Source organism: Stenotrophomonas sp. NPDC077461 (genome assembly GCF_049545475.1).
GTDB classification, from domain to species: domain Bacteria; phylum Pseudomonadota; class Gammaproteobacteria; order Xanthomonadales; family Xanthomonadaceae; genus Stenotrophomonas; species Stenotrophomonas nematodicola.
This window is the reverse complement of the sequence record NZ_JBMWDO010000006.1, coordinates 108,826-123,733: the sequence shown is the minus strand read 5'-3', so window position 1 is coordinate 123,733 and position 14,908 is coordinate 108,826. Positions and strand designations below refer to the sequence as shown.

The following is a 14,908-nucleotide window of genomic DNA, read 5'->3' as shown; positions in this document are numbered from 1 at the left end:
GGCAGCCGACCAACGGTCGGCTCGCCGGGTGCGGGTGTTATGCCGGTTCGTCGGGAATCAGCATGTTTTCCAGTCTGGCGATGCAGTCCTTGAGCTGCAGCTTGCGCCGCTTCAGGCGCTTGGCGTCCAGCTCGTCTTCGCCATTGGCGGCCATGTGCAGGATCTGTTCGTCGAGCGCACGGTGCTCCTGCCGGAGCATGGCAAGACGGGTACTGATCTCGGTGGGCGTCAGGGTATCCACGGCCATTGAGCATACACATCCACGATGATGCACGGGAGTGAACGCAGTCACCTCCCGGTGGCGATGGGGGCGGCGGCGAGCCGGTAGAATGACCGTCATGAGCGCCGTCCTGCCCTTGCCCGATCCCGTCCTGCGCGCCCGCGATCCGCGTGCGGCCGAGGCGGACCAGGACAGGCTGGCGCGGCGGCTGCGCCGCCAGGTCGGCCAGGCCATCGGCGACTTCGGCATGATCGAGGCCGGCGACCGGGTGATGGTCTGCCTGTCCGGCGGGAAGGACAGCTACACCCTGCTGGACCTGCTGCTGCAGCTGCAGAAAAAGGCGCCGGTGGATTTCGAGCTGGTGGCCGTCAACCTGGACCAGAAGCAGCCCGGTTTTCCCACCGACGTGCTGCCCGGCTACCTGCGCTCGATCGGCGTGCCGTTCCAGATCATCGAGCAGGACACCTACTCGGTGGTGACCCGGGTCATCCCGGAAGGGCGCACGATGTGCTCGCTGTGTTCGCGGCTGCGGCGAGGTGCCCTGTACCGCCATGCGGCCGAGCATGGCTTCACCAAGATTGCCCTGGGCCACCATCGCGACGACAGCGTGGCCACGTTTTTCCTGAACCTGTTCCACCACGCCAAGCTGTCGGCGATGCCGCCCAAACTGCGCAGCGACGATGGCGCGCATGTGGTGATCCGTCCGCTGGCCTACGTCAGTGAACAGGACATTGCCCGCTACGCGCAGGCACGCGCGTTCCCGATCATCCCGTGCACGCTGTGCGGCAGCCAAGATACCCTGCAACGCCGCCAGGTCGCGCAGATGCTGCAGGGCTGGGAGCAGGCGCACCCGGGCCGGATCGACCAGATCGCGCGCGCGCTGGGCAACATCCATCCGTCGCAGCTGGCTGATCCGGCCCTGTTCGATTTCCTGTCGCTGGGGCGCACGCAGGACGCCCCGCGGGCCGCCCCGGGCGGGTGGCCCACCCCCGATGACGCCGGCGAGGTACCGCCGCCGGCCTAGCCGGTGCACCGCGCCTTGCGTTCCTTCCACGCTCTCATTCCGGACTTCCATGTTCTTTCGCAACCTGACGCTGTTCCGCTTCCCGACCACCACCGATTTTTCCGAGGTCGACACCCTGCTGCCGCAGGCCCTGCTCAAGCCGGTGGGTCCGCTTGAAATGACCTCGCGCGGTTTCATCTCGCCATTCGGCCGCGAAGAAAAGGCCGTGTTCTCCCATCGCATCGGCGATGCCCTGTGGCTGACCGTGGGCGGTGAAGACAAGATCCTGCCTGGCGCGGTGGTCAACGATCTGCTGGCGCGCAAGCTCGAGGAAATCGAGGAGAAGGAAGGCCGCAAGCCCGGTGGCCGCGAGCGCAAGCGCATGAAGGACGACCTGCTGCATGAACTGATGCCGCGCGCCTTCATCAAGAGCTCGCGTACCGATGCGCTGATCGACCTGGCGCACGGCTATGTGGCCGTGGACAGTTCCAGCCGCAAGACCGGCGAGAACGTGATGTCCGACATCCGCGGCCTGCTTGGCAGCTTCCCGGCGATGCCGCTGAACGCCGAAGTGGCGCCACGCTCGATCCTGACCGGCTGGATCGCCGGCGAGGCGCTGCCGACCGGCCTGAGCCTGGGCGAAGAATGCGAGATGAAGGACCCGGCCGAGGGCGGCGCCGTGGTCAAGTGCCAGCACCAGGAACTGCGCTGCGACGAGATCGACAAGCACCTGGACGCCGGCAAGCAGGTCACCAAGCTGGCCCTGGTGTTCGAGGACAATCTGTCCTTCGTGCTGGGCGATGACCTGATCGTGCGCAAGCTGAAGTTCCTGGACGGTGCGCTGGACCAGCTCGAGCACGCCGACGACGACGGCCGCCGTGCCGAACTGGACGCGCGGTTTGCCCTGCAGAGCGGCGAAGTCCGTCGCCTGTTCCTGCTGCTGGAAGAGGCGTTCAAGCTCAGCAAGGCGGATTGACGCCAGGTGCGGACCGGAGCGGGGCAGCGTCCCCGCTCCGCCCCCGCTACCCCGCAGTCATCTGCGGCGCGCGGGCAGCGCTATGCTGTTGCCATGTCCGGACTCCTCCGCCGCCTGATCTCGCCGGCTGCCCCCACCCTGCAGCGCGACACGGTACGACTGCGCCTGGAAGATGCGGAGATCGATGTACTGCGCGTGCGCGATCCGCGGGCGCGTCGCATCAAACTCAGCGTGGACGAGCGCGGCGTACGCCTGACCCTGCCGCCGCGCGCCAGCCTGGTGATGGGCGAGCGCTTCCTGGAGCAGCACCGCGACTGGCTGTCCACGCAGCTGCGCAGCTACCAGGCGCACAACCTGCCGCCCCCGCTGGTGATCGGTGAGCCCGGCCAGCTGCCTCTGCGTGGCGAACTGGTCGCGCTGCGCTGGGCGAGCGGCCGCTTCGCCCATCTCGAGCGCGACGCGGCGGGCCTGGTGATGCATTGGCCCGCGCGCGGCAACGAGGCCACCCTGCGACGCAGCCTGCGCGAGTTCTACGAAGCCCAGACCCGTGCCGACGTGGGCCAGTGGCTGCCCCGATACCTGCCCGGTCTGCCGCGCGCGCCGGCACGGTTGCGGCTCAAGGTGATGTCGTCGCAATGGGGTTCGCTGGCACCGGACGGCAGCATGGCGCTGGACCTGGCGCTGGTACTGGGGCGTCCCTCGGCGTTCGAATACGTGCTGGTCCACGAGCTGTGCCACCTGATCCAGCCCAACCATTCACCGGCGTTCTGGGCAGAGGTGGAAAAGCGGTTCCCGGCCTGGCAGGACGAGCGCGACTACTTCCAGCGCGAAGGCCGCCGGCTCAAGGCAATGCTCCGTCAATTGCTGTAATGCCGGCCGTTCACGCGCGGGCGCGCAACGCCGCCGCCTGCGCCCAGCGTTCGGCCACGCGCGGTGCGGTGATGCACACGGCCTGGTCGGTCACTGTGGTTACCGCGCGCTCAAGCAGCTGGATGTCGGCTTCGTGCTGGCGTGCGACGTGCGGGTCCTCGAAGAAGATCGCCCGCTGGCAGTGGCCTTCCAGCACGCGGTCGGCAATCTGCGCGTCGCCGCCCATCGGGCCGCTCTGGTAGCGCTCCACCCACGCCTGGTCCTGCGGCCAGCCCCGGCTCCAGGCCAGCGCGTTGAGGCGCTGGCCGGTGGTGCCGGTGCCGATCCGGGTACGGAACCGCGACAGCACCTCGAAATGCTCAGCGGCGAAGGCCAGCATAGCCGGTTTCATCGCGTCGTGCGCGATCAGCGCCAGGGTCTGGTGTTCGAAGGCGTGCAGATCATCGGCGCCCCGGTCCGCGGCGAGCCCGGCATGCACGCGCTCGATCTCGATCCAGTCACGTGCGGTGGCCACGGTGGAGATGAAAGGCTTGCCGTGGATCACACACTGGCGTTTGAGCGCGGTGGCTTCGGGAAAGATCGAGGAGGGATCGACCGGGTCCATCAGGTAGATCGCCCCGTCCAGCGTGCGTTCCGGTGTCCCCATCCCGACCACTTCGGCCACCAGTTTCATCAGACCGCCCTCGCGCCCGTTCGGATAACGCCGCAGCGGCGCGAAATCCTGCAGGAATCCCAGTCGCTGGATCGCATCGTAGGTACGCCCGACCGCATGCAGTTCCACCCCCAGTTCGCGCAGGCCGCGGTCGCTGGCGCGCAGCCAGCGGAACAGCGCGGCGTGCTTGTCGTGATGGTGCAGGCGGTTGGCGGCCAGGCCGATGCGCATGGTGGGCATCCAGCAGAAGGAGGAGGCCGCAGTGTAATGCGATCGCATGTCAGGGGTGCGCCCGCTTGAATGCGACGGCGCCGCAGCGCATCACGTGCGTGGCGTCACGCACACAGGGGTTTGCAACAAGTTTCATTGCTGCAGCGGGTGCAATCGCTAGGGTGAGTCGGGTGCAGCGCAGCGTCTGTCGTCAATGACGTCGACAGGCCGCGCGGGGCGATGTTCCGGTGGCGGTGAGGGTGGGCGCACCTTGCAGGACGGCCCGCCATTCGACGCTGCCCGGGCCGCATTGCCGTTGGCGACCATGATGCAGGGGGGCAGAACCAATGATCACCACGGAACAACGGCCTGGACAGGCGGCGTCCGCGCCGGAGGACGGTCAGCGGGCGCTGCGCGGGCAGGTGGCCTGGCTGCCGCTGCCCGGCGGGCTGGTGGCCGGTGCACAGGTGACGGTGGACCCGATCGCCGCGTCCGGCTCCCTGCTGCGCTGGGCCATTCCGCTGCTGCTGATGGTGCTGGTCCTGCTGTTGATGCACGCCTATGGCTACTGGCGGCTGCACCGCGAGGCCGGCGAGCGCCACCGCGCCGAGCGGCGCCTGCAGGAAGTGTGCGCCACGCTGCCGGCGGTGGTGTACCAGGCCCATCGCGGGCGCGACGGTGTGCTGTCGTTTCCCTACATCACCGGGGACATGTACTCGCTGTTCGGGCTGTCGGCCGAGGTGGCGATGGCCGACGAGTCGCGCCTGTTCGCCACGGTCCACCCGGACGACCAGGCGCATCTGCGGCGCAGCGTGGAGGTGTCTGCCACGCATCTGACGGTGATCGATGTCGAATTCCGGGCCTGCGGGCCGCAGGGCTGGCGCTGGGTGCGGTCGCGCGGCCAGCCGATGGCCGCCGACGACGACAGCGTCAAATGGAGCGGTTACTGGATCGATGTCACCGCCTCGCACGAGCAGGCCACCGCGCTGGCCGCCGCGCGCCGCGACGCCGAGGCCGCCGCCGCGGCCAAAGCGAACTTCCTGGCCACCATGAGCCACGAGATACGCACCCCGATGAGCGGCATGCTGGGCATGCTCGAGGTGCTTGAAGACACCGGATTGGACGAGGAACAATGCGCGCTGCTGGCCACCGTGCACGACGCCGCCAGCCTGCTGCGGCAGATCCTCGACGACGTGCTGGACTACTCGCGCATCGACGCCGGTGCCCTGCCACTGGAAGCCATGCCGATCACGCTGCCCGGCATCATCGGCAATGTGCAGCGCCTGCTGTCGCCGATGGCGGCCAACAAGGGGCTGTGGCTGCGCTCCCGGATCGACCCGCGGGTGGCGGCCGGCCATTGCGGCGACGGCGTGCGCCTGCGCCAGATCCTGTTCAACCTGCTGAGCAATGCGCTGAAGTTCACCGCGCACGGGGGAGTGCGGATCGAACTGGACGTGCGCGCGGATGAGGGGGACCGGCAGCGCCTGTGCCTGGCGGTGATCGATACGGGCATCGGCGTATCGGCCGACCAGCAGGCGGTGCTGTTCAGTCCGTTCACCCAGGCCGAGGCCTCGATCGGGCGCCGCTATGGCGGCAGCGGGCTGGGACTGAGCATCTGCCGTGGGCTGGCCGGGCTGATGGACGGCGATCTGCGCATGCACAGCTCACCCGGGCAGGGCACGCGGATGGAACTGGAACTCACGCTGCCGATCGCGATCGCTCCAGGCGCTGTAGCCGCCCGCGACGCCGACGCGGCGCAGCCGGTGTTCGCGCCCGGCCTGCAGGTGCTGGTGGCCGAGGACGATCCCATCCACCAGGCGCTGATGGCCTGGCGGCTGCGTCAGCTGGGCCTGGGCCACACGATGGCCGCGCAGGGCGAAGAAGCGCTGCGCCTGATGCAGGGCCGCGCATTCGACCTGGTGATCACCGATTGCCAGATGCCGGTGATGGACGGATATGCGCTGGCCAGTGCGATCCGGCGCACCGAGCGTGCGTCCGGCGCGGTGCCGGTGCCGATCGTGGGCCTCACCGCCAGCGTACAGGCGCAGACGCAGCAGCGGTGCCAGCAGGCCGGCATGGACCGGATGCTGACCAAGCCGATCACCCTGGAGGCCCTGCGCGAACACCTGGCGGCGTTGTTGACGACGACCGGGGACATGGCCGCCGCGGTCGACCCGGTGCCGTGCGTGCAGGCGCTGGGACGGCAACTGGGGTCGGTCGCTACCGCGCGTGAGGTGCTGACGCTGATGCAGACCACCACCCAGGCCGACCTGTCCGGGTTGATCCGGGCCACGGCCGGCGGCGACGCCCAGGCCGTCAACGCGTGCCTGCATCGCATGGCAGGGGGGCTGGGTGTGGTCGGCGCTCGCCGGCTGGGCAAGCAGGCGCGCGGGCTGATGCGGGCGCTGGAAGAGGCTCCGCTGGTGGACAGCCGCGCCGGGCTGGACCGGTTCAGCGCCGGGGTGGAGCGCTACCTGGCCGGGCTGCGGGGGGTGGAGTTTTCGTAATAGTTGCATGGTGTCGGATTCGGCCCTGACCGACAGTGGCGCGGTGATCCCCCGCCCTGGAGTACCTGCCATGACCCCGATCCCTTCCGCTGCCATCCCGGTGCCGCGCGCAGTGGGCGACCGCACCACCCGCCTGCGCACCCTGGCGGGCGTGCTGCGGCAGGCGCCCGCGTCCGACGCGGAGCTGCTGCTGGCCGGATTGGCCCGCATGCTGGAGGCGCACATGGGGGGCAGCCACGACGACGCGGTCAGCAATGCGCGTATCCGCGCCCAGCTGGACAACATCCAGCTGCTGATGGCGCTGGAGATCGAACGCGCGGGCATCGACCCGCAGGCCGCCCGCGCCGCCTGATCCCACGATGCGTCAGGCGGTAACGAGCTGGACGATGCTGGAGGCCGCGTCGCGGCCCTCGGCCACGGCGGTCACCACCAGATCGGCACCGCGCACCGCATCGCCACCGGCGAACAGGCGCGGGTGGGCGGTCTGGAACGGCAACCGGCCGGCACCACCGGCCACGATGCGGCCGTTCTGGCCCGCTTCCACCCCGTGCGCGGCCAGCCAGGCCGGCGTGCTGGGCGAGAAGCCGAAGGCGATGATCACCACGTCCGCTTCCAGCAGGGATTCGCTGCCGTCGATCGGCACCGCGTTGCGGCGGCCCTGCGCGTCGGGCTCGCCGAGCTGGGTTTCCACCACCATCACCCCGATCACCTCGTCGTCGGCACCGGCTTCGATCGACAACGGCTGGCGGTTGAACAGGAAGCGCACGCCTTCCTCGCGCGCGTTGGCGACTTCGCGCGCCGAGCCGGGCATGTTGGCCTCGTCGCGACGGTAGGCACAGGTCACCTTGGCCGCGCCCAGGCGCACCGCGCTGCGGACGCAGTCCATCCCGGTGTCGCCACCGCCGAGCACCACCACCCGCTTGCCCTCCAGGTCCGGCAGGGCGATCTGGTCCTCCCAGCCGGCAATGGGCCGGCCATGCGCGTCGCTGCCACCGACAATGCGGCTGTTCTGTACCAGGAACGGCAGCGCCGGCAGCACGCCCTTGAGGTCCTGCCCGAGCAGGCCACCATCGGTGTAGCGGTAGGCACCGGTGCCGATGAACACCGCGTCATACTCAGCCAGCAGCTGGTCCACACTGATGTCGCGGCCGATCTCCACGCCCAGCCGGAACTGCACGCCCATGCCTTCCAGTACGTTGCGGCGGCGGCTGATCACCGCCTTGTCCAGCTTGAAACTGGGGATGCCGAACTGCAGCAGCCCGCCGATCTGTTCATAGCGGTCGTACACCACGGCCTGCACGCCGGCATGGGCCAGCTTGTCGGCACAGGCCAGGCCGGCCGGGCCGGCACCGATCACCGCCACGCGCCTGCCGGTGGCCTCCACCGCGCTCAGGTCCGGGCGCCAGCCGGTGGCCAGGGCCGTGTCGACGATGTACTTCTCCACCGCGCCGATGGTCACCGCGCCGAACTCCTCCAGCGTGCAGCTGCCTTCGCACAGGCGGTCCTGCGGACACACCCGGCCGCACACTTCCGGCAGCGGGTTGGTGGAATGGCACAGCGTGGCCGCTTCATGGATGCGGTTTTCCTGCACCAGCTGCAGCCACTGCGGGATGGCGTTGTGGACCGGACACTTCCAGCTGCAGTACGGGTTGCCGCAGTCCAGGCAGCGGCCGGCCTGGAACTGGGCGTCCTCTTTGCCAAATTTGCCGTACAGCTCACCCCAGTCGCCGGAGGTGCGCAGTTCCACCGGAATGCGCTGCGGCATGGTCCGGGGCAGGTCGAGGAACTGGAAGGCGTGCTTGCGGCTCATGGCGTGCTCGGATGTTTGGTCGAGATTGCCGGGCAGAGCCCGGCACTACGGGGCACCACGCGACGCATCACGCGGCGCGGCGCAGCGAGTCGGTCAGCGATTCGATGCTGGCCGCCTTGGGTTTGACCAGCCAGAACTTGCCGACGTAATCGCGGAATTCGTCGAGGATCTGCTGCGCCCAGATGCTGCCGGTAAGCTCGCGGTGGCGGCTGATCAGCGTATGCAGGTGCTGGCGATGGTTCTCGAAGCCCTCGGCGGAGATGCGGTGGATGTCGATCAGCTCGTGGTTGTAGCGGTCCACGAAGTCGCGGTCGATATCCAGCACGTAGGCCAGGCCGCCGGTGAAACCGGCACCGAAGTTGAGCCCGACCTTGCCCAGCACCAGCACGATGCCGTCGGTCATGTACTCGCAGCAGTGGTCGCCGGCGCCTTCGATCACCGCCAGCGCACCGGAATTGCGCACGCCGAAGCGTTCGCCGGCGCGACCGGCCGCGAACAGTTCGCCGCCGGTGGCGCCGTACAGGCAGGTGTTGCCGATGATGGCGGTGTTGCGTGCCTCGAAGCGTGCGCCACGCGGCGGGCGCACCACCAGCCGGCCGCCGGCCATGCCCTTGCCGACGTAATCGTTGGCTTCGCCTTCCACTTCCAGCTGCAGGCCGCCCACGTTGAACGCGCCGAAGCTCTGCCCGGCGGTGCCGCGGAAGCGCAGCGTCAGCGGCGCATCGCTCATGCCCTGGTTGCCGTGCGCGCGGGCGATCGCGCCCGACAGGCGGGTGCCGATCGAACGGTCCGTGTTGTGGATCAGGAAGCGGTGCTCGCCACCGAGCTTGCCGGCGATCGCAGGCGCCAGCAGCCCATCCATCTGCGTGGCCAGGCTGTCCGGTGACTCGTACAGGCGCTGGGCGGCGCAATGGCTGCCGGCGTAGTGCGCCGGGTTGAGCAGGCGCGACAGGTCGACCTTGACGCCCGGGCGCGGCGCGACCGCCAGTTGCTGCAGCAGGTCGGTGCGGCCCACGATCTCATCCAGCGAGCGCACGCCCAGGTAGGACAGCCAGCCGCGCACTTCCTCGGCCAGCAGCCGGAAGAAGTTCTCCACGCGCTCGGGCAGGCCGGTGAAGTACTGCGCGCGCAGGCGTTCGTCCTGGGTCGCCACGCCGGTGGCGCAGTTGTTGAGGTGGCAGATGCGCAGGTATTTGCAGCCCAGTACGATCATCGGCGCGGTGCCGAAGCCGAAGCTGTCCGCGCCAAGCAGCGCGGCCTTGATCACGTCCAGGCCCGTCTTCAGCCCACCGTCGGTCTGCAGCAGAGTGCGCCCGCGCAGGTCGTTGGCGACCAGCGCCTGGTGCGATTCGGCCACGCCCAGTTCCCACGGCACACCGGCGTAGCGGATCGAGCTGACGGGGCTGGCCCCCGTGCCGCCGTCATGGCCGGACACGGTGATCAGGTCGGCGCCGGCCTTGACCACGCCGGCGGCGATCGTGCCGACGCCGGCGTGGCTGACCAGCTTCACCGAGACCAGCGCCTGCGGGTTGACCTGCTTGAGGTCGTAGATCAGCTGGGCCAGGTCTTCGATGGAGTAGATGTCGTGGTGCGGCGGCGGCGAGATCAGCCCGATGCCCGGCCTGGCGTAACGCAGCCGCGCGATCAGCTCGTTGACCTTGTGACCGGGCAGCTGGCCGCCTTCGCCGGGCTTGGCGCCCTGGGCGACCTTGATCTGCAGCACTTCGGCATTGACCAGGTATTCGGCGGTGACGCCGAAGCGGCCCGACGCGACCTGCTTGATCTTGCTGCGCTTGTCGGTGCCGTAGCGCACCGGGTCTTCGCCGCCTTCGCCGGAATTGCTGCGACCGCCGAGCCGGTTCATGGCGATCGCCAATGCTTCATGCGCCTCCGGCGACAGCGCGCCCAGGCTGATGGCGGCGGTATCGAAGCGGCGGAACAGGTCTTCGGCCGGAGCCACTTCCTCCAGCGGCGTCGGGGTGGGCGCGGCCTTGAGCTGCAGCAGGTCGCGCAGCGCGGAGACCGGGCGGCCGTGCACGGCCTCGCAGTAGCGTTGCCAGTCGGCGGCGTCGCCGCTGCGCGCCGCGCGCTGCAGGGTCATGACCACGTCGGGGTTGTACATGTGGTACTCGCCGCCGTGCACGTACTTGAGCACGCCGCCCACGTCCGGGCGCAGCAGGTCGTTCCACGCGCGCACGGTGAGTTCGCGCGCTTCCTGGTCCAGGCGGTCGAAGCCGACGCCGGCCACGCGCGAAGCGGTATCCGGGAAGCACAGGTCAACCACGTCGTCGTCGAGGCCGACGATCTCGAACAACTGCGCGCCGCGGTAGCTGGCCACCGTACAGATGCCCATCTTCGAGATGATCTTGGACAGGCCCTTGTAGATGCCCTTGCGGTAGCGGCGGCCGATCTGCGACTGCTCGCCGCCCTTGCTGAGCTGCAGGATGCCACGCCGGCCCAGATCGAACAGGGTCTGGTAGGCCAGGTACGGGTACACCGCGGTGGCGCCGAACCCGAGCAGGCAGGCCATGTGGTGCGCATCGCGTGCGGTGCCGGTTTCCAGGATCAGGTTGACGTCGCAGCGCAGCCCGGCATTGGACAGGTGGTGGTGCACCGCACTCGTCGCCAGCAGGGCATGCACCATCGGCCGGTCGGCCACCGGGTAGCGGTCGCTCAGCAGCAGCATCACGATGCCATCGCGCGCGGCGGCTTCGGCCTCGGCGCAGATGCGCTCGATGCCGGCCTTCAGGCCTTCGTCCAGGCTGTAGGAGAGATCGATCAGGCGGTTCTTCTCGACGTACTGCTCCATCTTCATCAGCTGGCGCAGCTTGCGCTGGCTGAGCACCGGCGAGTTGAGGATGACGTGGTTCACCGTCTCCGCGCCGGCATGGAAGATGTTGGTCTCCTTGCCGAGCTGGGTGGACAGCGACATGACGCAGTCTTCGCGCAGCGGGTCGATCGGCGGGTTGGTGACCTGCGCGAACGCCTGGCGGAAATAGTCGTAGAGCGGACGGCTGTGCTGGCTGAGCACCGCCATCGGGGTGTCATCGCCCATCGAGCCGGTGGCTTCCTGCTCGGTTTCGGCCAGTGGCCGCAGGATCTGCTCGACCTCTTCGGTGCTGAGCTGGAACAGTTTGTGGTAGCTGCGCAGCGTGCGCTCGTCGAACGGCTCCTCGACCAGCGACGGATCGATCAACTCGGTCTGCAGGTAGGTCACGCCCTGCTGCAGCCACTGCTTGTACGGCGCGCGGCCACGGTTGATGCGGTCGATGGCGTCCGAATCGAGCAGGTCGCCGCGCTTGAGGTCGATGGCCATCATCTCGCCCGGGCCAAGCTTGCCCTTGCGCACCACGCGTTCGGCCGGCACTTCCCACACGCCCGCTTCGGACGCCACCAGGAAGTGGCGGTCGGAGGTGAGCATCCAGCGGGCCGGACGCAGGCCGTTGCGGTCCAGCGTGCACGCCGCATAGCGGCCGTCGCAGGCCACGATGCCGGCCGGGCCGTCCCACGGCTCGCTGTTGAGGCCATAGAACTCGTAGAACGCGGCCAGGTCGGGGTCCTTGAACTCCAGCGACTGGGTCGCCGGCGGCACCAGGATGCGCAGCGCCTGGATCAGTTCCATGCCGGCGCTGACCATCAGCTCCAGCATGTTGTCCAGGCTCTGCGAGTCCGACCCATGCATGGAGATCACCGGGTCGAACTGGCCGATGTCGAAGCGCGGGGTCTTCCACACCTTGCTGCGCGCCTGCGCCCAGCGCCGGTTGCCTTCAATGGTATTGATCTCGCCGTTGTGGGCGAGCATCCGGAACGGGTGCGCCAGCGGCCAGCGCGGCAGCGTGTTGGTGGAGAAGCGCTGGTGGAACACGACCGCGCTGGAGGCCAGGTCGTTGCGCTGCAGGTCCGGGTAGAAGCGGCTGAGCTTGTCCGGCAGCACCATGCCCTTGTAGCTGATCGCGTTCGGGCTGAGCGTGGTGACGTAGTAGTCGGCGTGGTCGCGCAGCTGCTGTTCGCTGCGGCGGCGGGCCAGGAACAGCGCCAGGGTGAAGGCGGCCTCGTCCTGTCCGGTACCGGCATCGACGAACACCTGTTCGATGCGCGGCAGCGTGTCGCGCGCCAGCTGGCCGCAGACGCTGGCATCGGTGGGCACCACACGCCAGCCGACCGGGGTGCATCCGGCCGCGCGCAACTGTTCTTCCAATATCCCGCGGCAGGTCTGTGCGGCGGCTTCGTCGTGCGGCAGGAACACCACGCCGGCGGCGAAGCGTGGGCCGAGGCTGAGCCCCGCCTCGGCGGCGAGCGCGTTGAGGAAGGTGTCCGGGCGGCGCAGCAACAGGCCGCAGCCGTCGCCGGTGATACCGTCGGCGGCGACACCGCCGCGATGGGTCATGCGCGAGAGTGCGGCAATGGCGGTGTCGACCAGCAGCCGTGACGGCTGGTCGTCGAGCTGGGCAACCATGCCGAAACCACAGGCATCGCGCTCATCTTGCGGGTCGTAAAGCCCTTGGCGGTTGCGGGGGGCCATCTCTGCCTCGAAGTCGGGTGAGCGGCGACAGTCGTCCCCGCTCAATCCGTTGAGCGCAAGCGAAGGCACCGGATGACTCGACTAGAGCATAGTTGTTGCAACGCCGCAATACACGGTTGCAGGCGCAACCAAACCCCTGCTTTTCCAGCCTCCAACGCCGCGTGTTCAGCCGCAGCGCAGGCCGCTGATCACGCCTTTTTCGTCCAGTTCGATGTTCAGACGCTCGCCCATGAATTCCATCGTGCTCAGGTCGCTGGGCTTGAGCACGCGCAGCTGTTTGGCACCGGCGTCCTGCTGGGCCTGGCTGCCCACCGCATCGGTGAACGGCTGGCCGACCAGGCTCTGCACCTGGGTGGCGTCGCAGTTACCGACCGGCGGCGCTTCCAGTGCCTTGCCGGTGGCATCGGCGGGTGCGGCGGCGGCTTCGGCAGCCTGCTGCGCATGCATGCCCACCGCCTCCTGCTCGTCCATCGGCGGCGCTTGGCACGCGCTCAGCACGAGGACGGCGGGGAACAGGGCAGTCGACAGAATCTTCGGACCCACACAGCGCCGCAGGCGGCGGAACGACAAGGACGACATCGGCACTCCAGACATCCAACCGGGAAACGATGGAGCATATCGCCTGGACGGGGGACAGGTGTTGGGGTTGCGTTATTGACGCGCTGCCGCACCGCCAGCGGCGACACTGACCGCCCCGTCCACGAGGCCTGCCATGCCGACCCGAGTCGCCGCTACTCCTGAGAAAACCGCCGCCCGCCAAGCGGGTCTGCGCCACGTCAGCGACGACCAGCCGGGGATCGCCCGGCGCCGGGCGGGAAAAGGGTTCAGCTACCGCGATGCGGACGGGGCGGCGGTCCGTGATGCCGCCACACTGGCCCGGATCCGCGCGCTGGCGATCCCGCCGGCCTATACCGCGGTGTGGATCTGCGCGCAGGCCAATGGCCATTTGCAGGCCACCGGGCGCGATGCACGCGGACGCAAGCAGTACCGGTACCACGCCGACTGGTCGCGGGTACGCGGCGATGGCAAGTTCGACCGGGTGATCGCCTTCGGCATGGCCCTGCCTGCGCTGCGCCGCCGCCTGCGCCGCGATCTGGCGCTGCCCGGATTTCCGCGCGACAAGGTGCTGGCGATCGTGGTCGCTCTGCTGGCCGATACTCTGGTGCGCATCGGCAATGCCGCCTACGCCCGCGACAACCGTTCCTACGGCCTGACCACGCTGCGCAATCACCACCTGGCCCTGGTCAGGGGCGGGCGGGCGCAGATGCGCTTTCGCGGCAAATCCGGCCAGGCCCACGAAGTGGACGTGGACGACCGCCGGCTGGTGCAGCTGATCCGGCGCTGCCAGCAGCTGCCGGGGCAGGCACTGTTCCAGTACCGCGACGACGACGGCAGTGTGCAGCCGGTCGATTCGGGGCAGGTCAACGACTACCTGCACGATGCGATGGGCGAGGACTTCAGTGCCAAGGACTTCCGTACCTGGGGCGGCACCGTGGCCGCGCTGCGCCAGCTGGCAGCCACCGCGCTGCCGGAGCCGTCCAGCGAACGGGCGTTGGCGGCGCTGCAGAACCAGGTGGTGGGCGCGGTGGCGGCGCTGCTGGGCAACACGCCGGCGGTGTGCCGCAAGGCCTATATCGATCCGTGCGTATTCGACGGGTGGCGCGCCGGCCAGTTGAACCGCCTGGCCGGGCTGCGCGGCGACCGCCAGTGGGAGCAGGCGACGCTGCGGTTCCTCAAGGCCGCGCGGCGAAGAGACCGCGCAGGACCGCCGAAACGCTGAGGGCGCGTGCTCAGCCGCAGTAGAGCGCGGTGATGTTGTTGGTACGGCCGGTCTCGATGGTCAGCCGGTCGCCGCCGCTCTGTGCACCGGGTGTGGGATCGGCCGCGCCGCTGGCGGTGGGGCCGCTCCCGGTGCGCTGGCCGCGGATGACTGTGACCTGCAGGCTGTCGCTGTCCACGCGGGCGCGTTCAACTGTGGCGGCCGATGCGGCCAAGCCCACCGCGCCGCGCACCTTGTCCACGTGGCACTGGCCGGAGATCACGCCGTCGATGGGCTGCACCTGCGCCATCGGCGCGCTGCTGCAGGCGGAAAGGGTGGCCACGGCGGCCACCGCGAAGAGGGTGCGATACATGGGAAC

General features: G+C 69.1%; 12 protein-coding genes. 6 read left to right on the top strand and 6 right to left on the bottom strand.

The window, feature by feature from the left end; all coding sequences use genetic code 11:
* Window positions 1–37: 37 nt before the first annotated feature.
* The gene (locus ACPEH8_RS12290; RefSeq protein ID WP_017355303.1) at window positions 38–247 is read right to left on the bottom strand and encodes a YdcH family protein; all 210 of its coding nucleotides are present in this window, start codon (window positions 245–247) and stop codon (window positions 38–40) included.
* A 91-nt stretch (window positions 248–338) separates the two neighbouring features.
* Between ACPEH8_RS12290 and ttcA the strand changes: the two genes are divergently transcribed.
* The 3 genes from ttcA (at window position 339) to ACPEH8_RS12275 (ending at window position 3,069) form a co-directional block, all read left to right on the top strand.
* Complete coding sequence (gene ttcA / locus ACPEH8_RS12285; RefSeq protein ID WP_192813862.1) at window positions 339–1,244, top strand: tRNA 2-thiocytidine(32) synthetase TtcA; 906 nt, start codon at window positions 339–341, stop codon at window positions 1,242–1,244.
* Window positions 1,245–1,293: 49 nt separating this feature from the next.
* Complete coding sequence (locus tag ACPEH8_RS12280) at window positions 1,294–2,199, top strand: recombination-associated protein RdgC (protein WP_017355646.1); 906 nt, start codon at window positions 1,294–1,296, stop codon at window positions 2,197–2,199.
* 93 nt (window positions 2,200–2,292) lie between these two features.
* Window positions 2,293–3,069: a M48 family metallopeptidase gene (locus ACPEH8_RS12275; RefSeq protein WP_017355647.1), complete on the top strand. Its 777-nt coding sequence runs from the start codon at window positions 2,293–2,295 to the stop codon at window positions 3,067–3,069.
* A gap of 10 nt (window positions 3,070–3,079) precedes the next feature.
* Here ACPEH8_RS12275 and ACPEH8_RS12270 read toward each other — a convergent pair whose 3' ends face one another.
* Entirely contained in the window at window positions 3,080–3,952 is an 873-nt protein-coding gene (locus ACPEH8_RS12270; protein WP_136005699.1) for a methylglyoxal synthase, read from the bottom strand.
* Window positions 3,953–4,278: 326 nt separating this feature from the next.
* Between ACPEH8_RS12270 and ACPEH8_RS12265 the strand changes: the two genes are divergently transcribed.
* Both ACPEH8_RS12265 and ACPEH8_RS12260 read left to right on the top strand, forming a co-directional pair.
* Window positions 4,279–6,438, top strand: coding sequence for an ATP-binding protein (locus tag ACPEH8_RS12265; protein ID WP_423666897.1), 2,160 nt, complete (start codon window positions 4,279–4,281; stop codon window positions 6,436–6,438).
* A 70-nt stretch (window positions 6,439–6,508) separates the two neighbouring features.
* Window positions 6,509–6,790, top strand: a complete 282-nt coding sequence (locus ACPEH8_RS12260; RefSeq protein ID WP_206147395.1) for a hypothetical protein — start codon at window positions 6,509–6,511, stop codon at window positions 6,788–6,790.
* Between the two features lie 12 nt (window positions 6,791–6,802).
* On the opposite strand, the gene ACPEH8_RS12255 is transcribed toward ACPEH8_RS12260, so the two are convergent.
* From ACPEH8_RS12255 to ACPEH8_RS12245, 3 genes are all read right to left on the bottom strand, one after another.
* Window positions 6,803–8,248 (bottom strand): FAD-dependent oxidoreductase, encoded by a 1,446-nt coding sequence (locus ACPEH8_RS12255; protein WP_423666894.1) that lies wholly within the window; start codon window positions 8,246–8,248, stop codon window positions 6,803–6,805.
* A gap of 67 nt (window positions 8,249–8,315) precedes the next feature.
* Window positions 8,316–12,770 (bottom strand): glutamate synthase large subunit, encoded by a 4,455-nt coding sequence (gene gltB / locus ACPEH8_RS12250; protein ID WP_423666891.1) that lies wholly within the window; start codon window positions 12,768–12,770, stop codon window positions 8,316–8,318.
* Window positions 12,771–12,935: 165 nt separating this feature from the next.
* Window positions 12,936–13,349, bottom strand: a complete 414-nt coding sequence (locus tag ACPEH8_RS12245; protein ID WP_017355653.1) for an I78 family peptidase inhibitor — start codon at window positions 13,347–13,349, stop codon at window positions 12,936–12,938.
* Window positions 13,350–13,482: 133 nt separating this feature from the next.
* Here ACPEH8_RS12245 and ACPEH8_RS12240 point away from each other — a divergent pair, with 133 nt between their 5' ends.
* On the top strand, window positions 13,483–14,550 hold the full coding sequence (locus ACPEH8_RS12240; protein ID WP_017355654.1) for a DNA topoisomerase IB: 1,068 nt from the start codon (window positions 13,483–13,485) through the stop codon (window positions 14,548–14,550).
* Window positions 14,551–14,560: 10 nt separating this feature from the next.
* Here the strand turns inward: ACPEH8_RS12240 and ACPEH8_RS12235 are convergent, their stop codons facing one another.
* Window positions 14,561–14,902 carry a hypothetical protein gene (locus ACPEH8_RS12235; RefSeq protein ID WP_017355655.1) on the bottom strand — a complete coding sequence of 114 codons (342 nt, stop codon included), beginning with the start codon at window positions 14,900–14,902 and terminating at the stop codon, window positions 14,561–14,563.
* Window positions 14,903–14,908: the final 6 nt, after the last annotated feature.

Excerpts from the sequence above, each read along its gene's own strand:
- ACPEH8_RS12290 (WP_017355303.1), bottom strand. The coding sequence starts at position 247 with ATGGCCGTGGATACCCTGACGCCCACCGAGATCAGTACCCGTCTTGCC.
- ttcA (WP_192813862.1), top strand. The coding sequence starts at position 339 with ATGAGCGCCGTCCTGCCCTTGCCCGATCCCGTCCTGCGCGCCCGCGAT.
- ACPEH8_RS12280 (WP_017355646.1), top strand. The coding sequence starts at position 1,294 with ATGTTCTTTCGCAACCTGACGCTGTTCCGCTTCCCGACCACCACCGAT.
- ACPEH8_RS12275 (WP_017355647.1), top strand. The coding sequence starts at position 2,293 with ATGTCCGGACTCCTCCGCCGCCTGATCTCGCCGGCTGCCCCCACCCTG.
- ACPEH8_RS12270 (WP_136005699.1), bottom strand. The coding sequence starts at position 3,952 with ATGCGCATCGGCCTGGCCGCCAACCGCCTGCACCATCACGACAAGCAC.
- ACPEH8_RS12265 (WP_423666897.1), top strand. The coding sequence starts at position 4,279 with ATGATCACCACGGAACAACGGCCTGGACAGGCGGCGTCCGCGCCGGAG.
- ACPEH8_RS12260 (WP_206147395.1), top strand. The coding sequence starts at position 6,509 with ATGACCCCGATCCCTTCCGCTGCCATCCCGGTGCCGCGCGCAGTGGGC.
- ACPEH8_RS12255 (WP_423666894.1), bottom strand. The coding sequence starts at position 8,248 with ATGAGCCGCAAGCACGCCTTCCAGTTCCTCGACCTGCCCCGGACCATG.
- gltB (WP_423666891.1), bottom strand. The coding sequence starts at position 12,770 with ATGGCCCCCCGCAACCGCCAAGGGCTTTACGACCCGCAAGATGAGCGC.
- ACPEH8_RS12245 (WP_017355653.1), bottom strand. The coding sequence starts at position 13,349 with ATGTCGTCCTTGTCGTTCCGCCGCCTGCGGCGCTGTGTGGGTCCGAAG.
- ACPEH8_RS12240 (WP_017355654.1), top strand. The coding sequence starts at position 13,483 with ATGCCGACCCGAGTCGCCGCTACTCCTGAGAAAACCGCCGCCCGCCAA.
- ACPEH8_RS12235 (WP_017355655.1), bottom strand. The coding sequence starts at position 14,902 with ATGTATCGCACCCTCTTCGCGGTGGCCGCCGTGGCCACCCTTTCCGCC.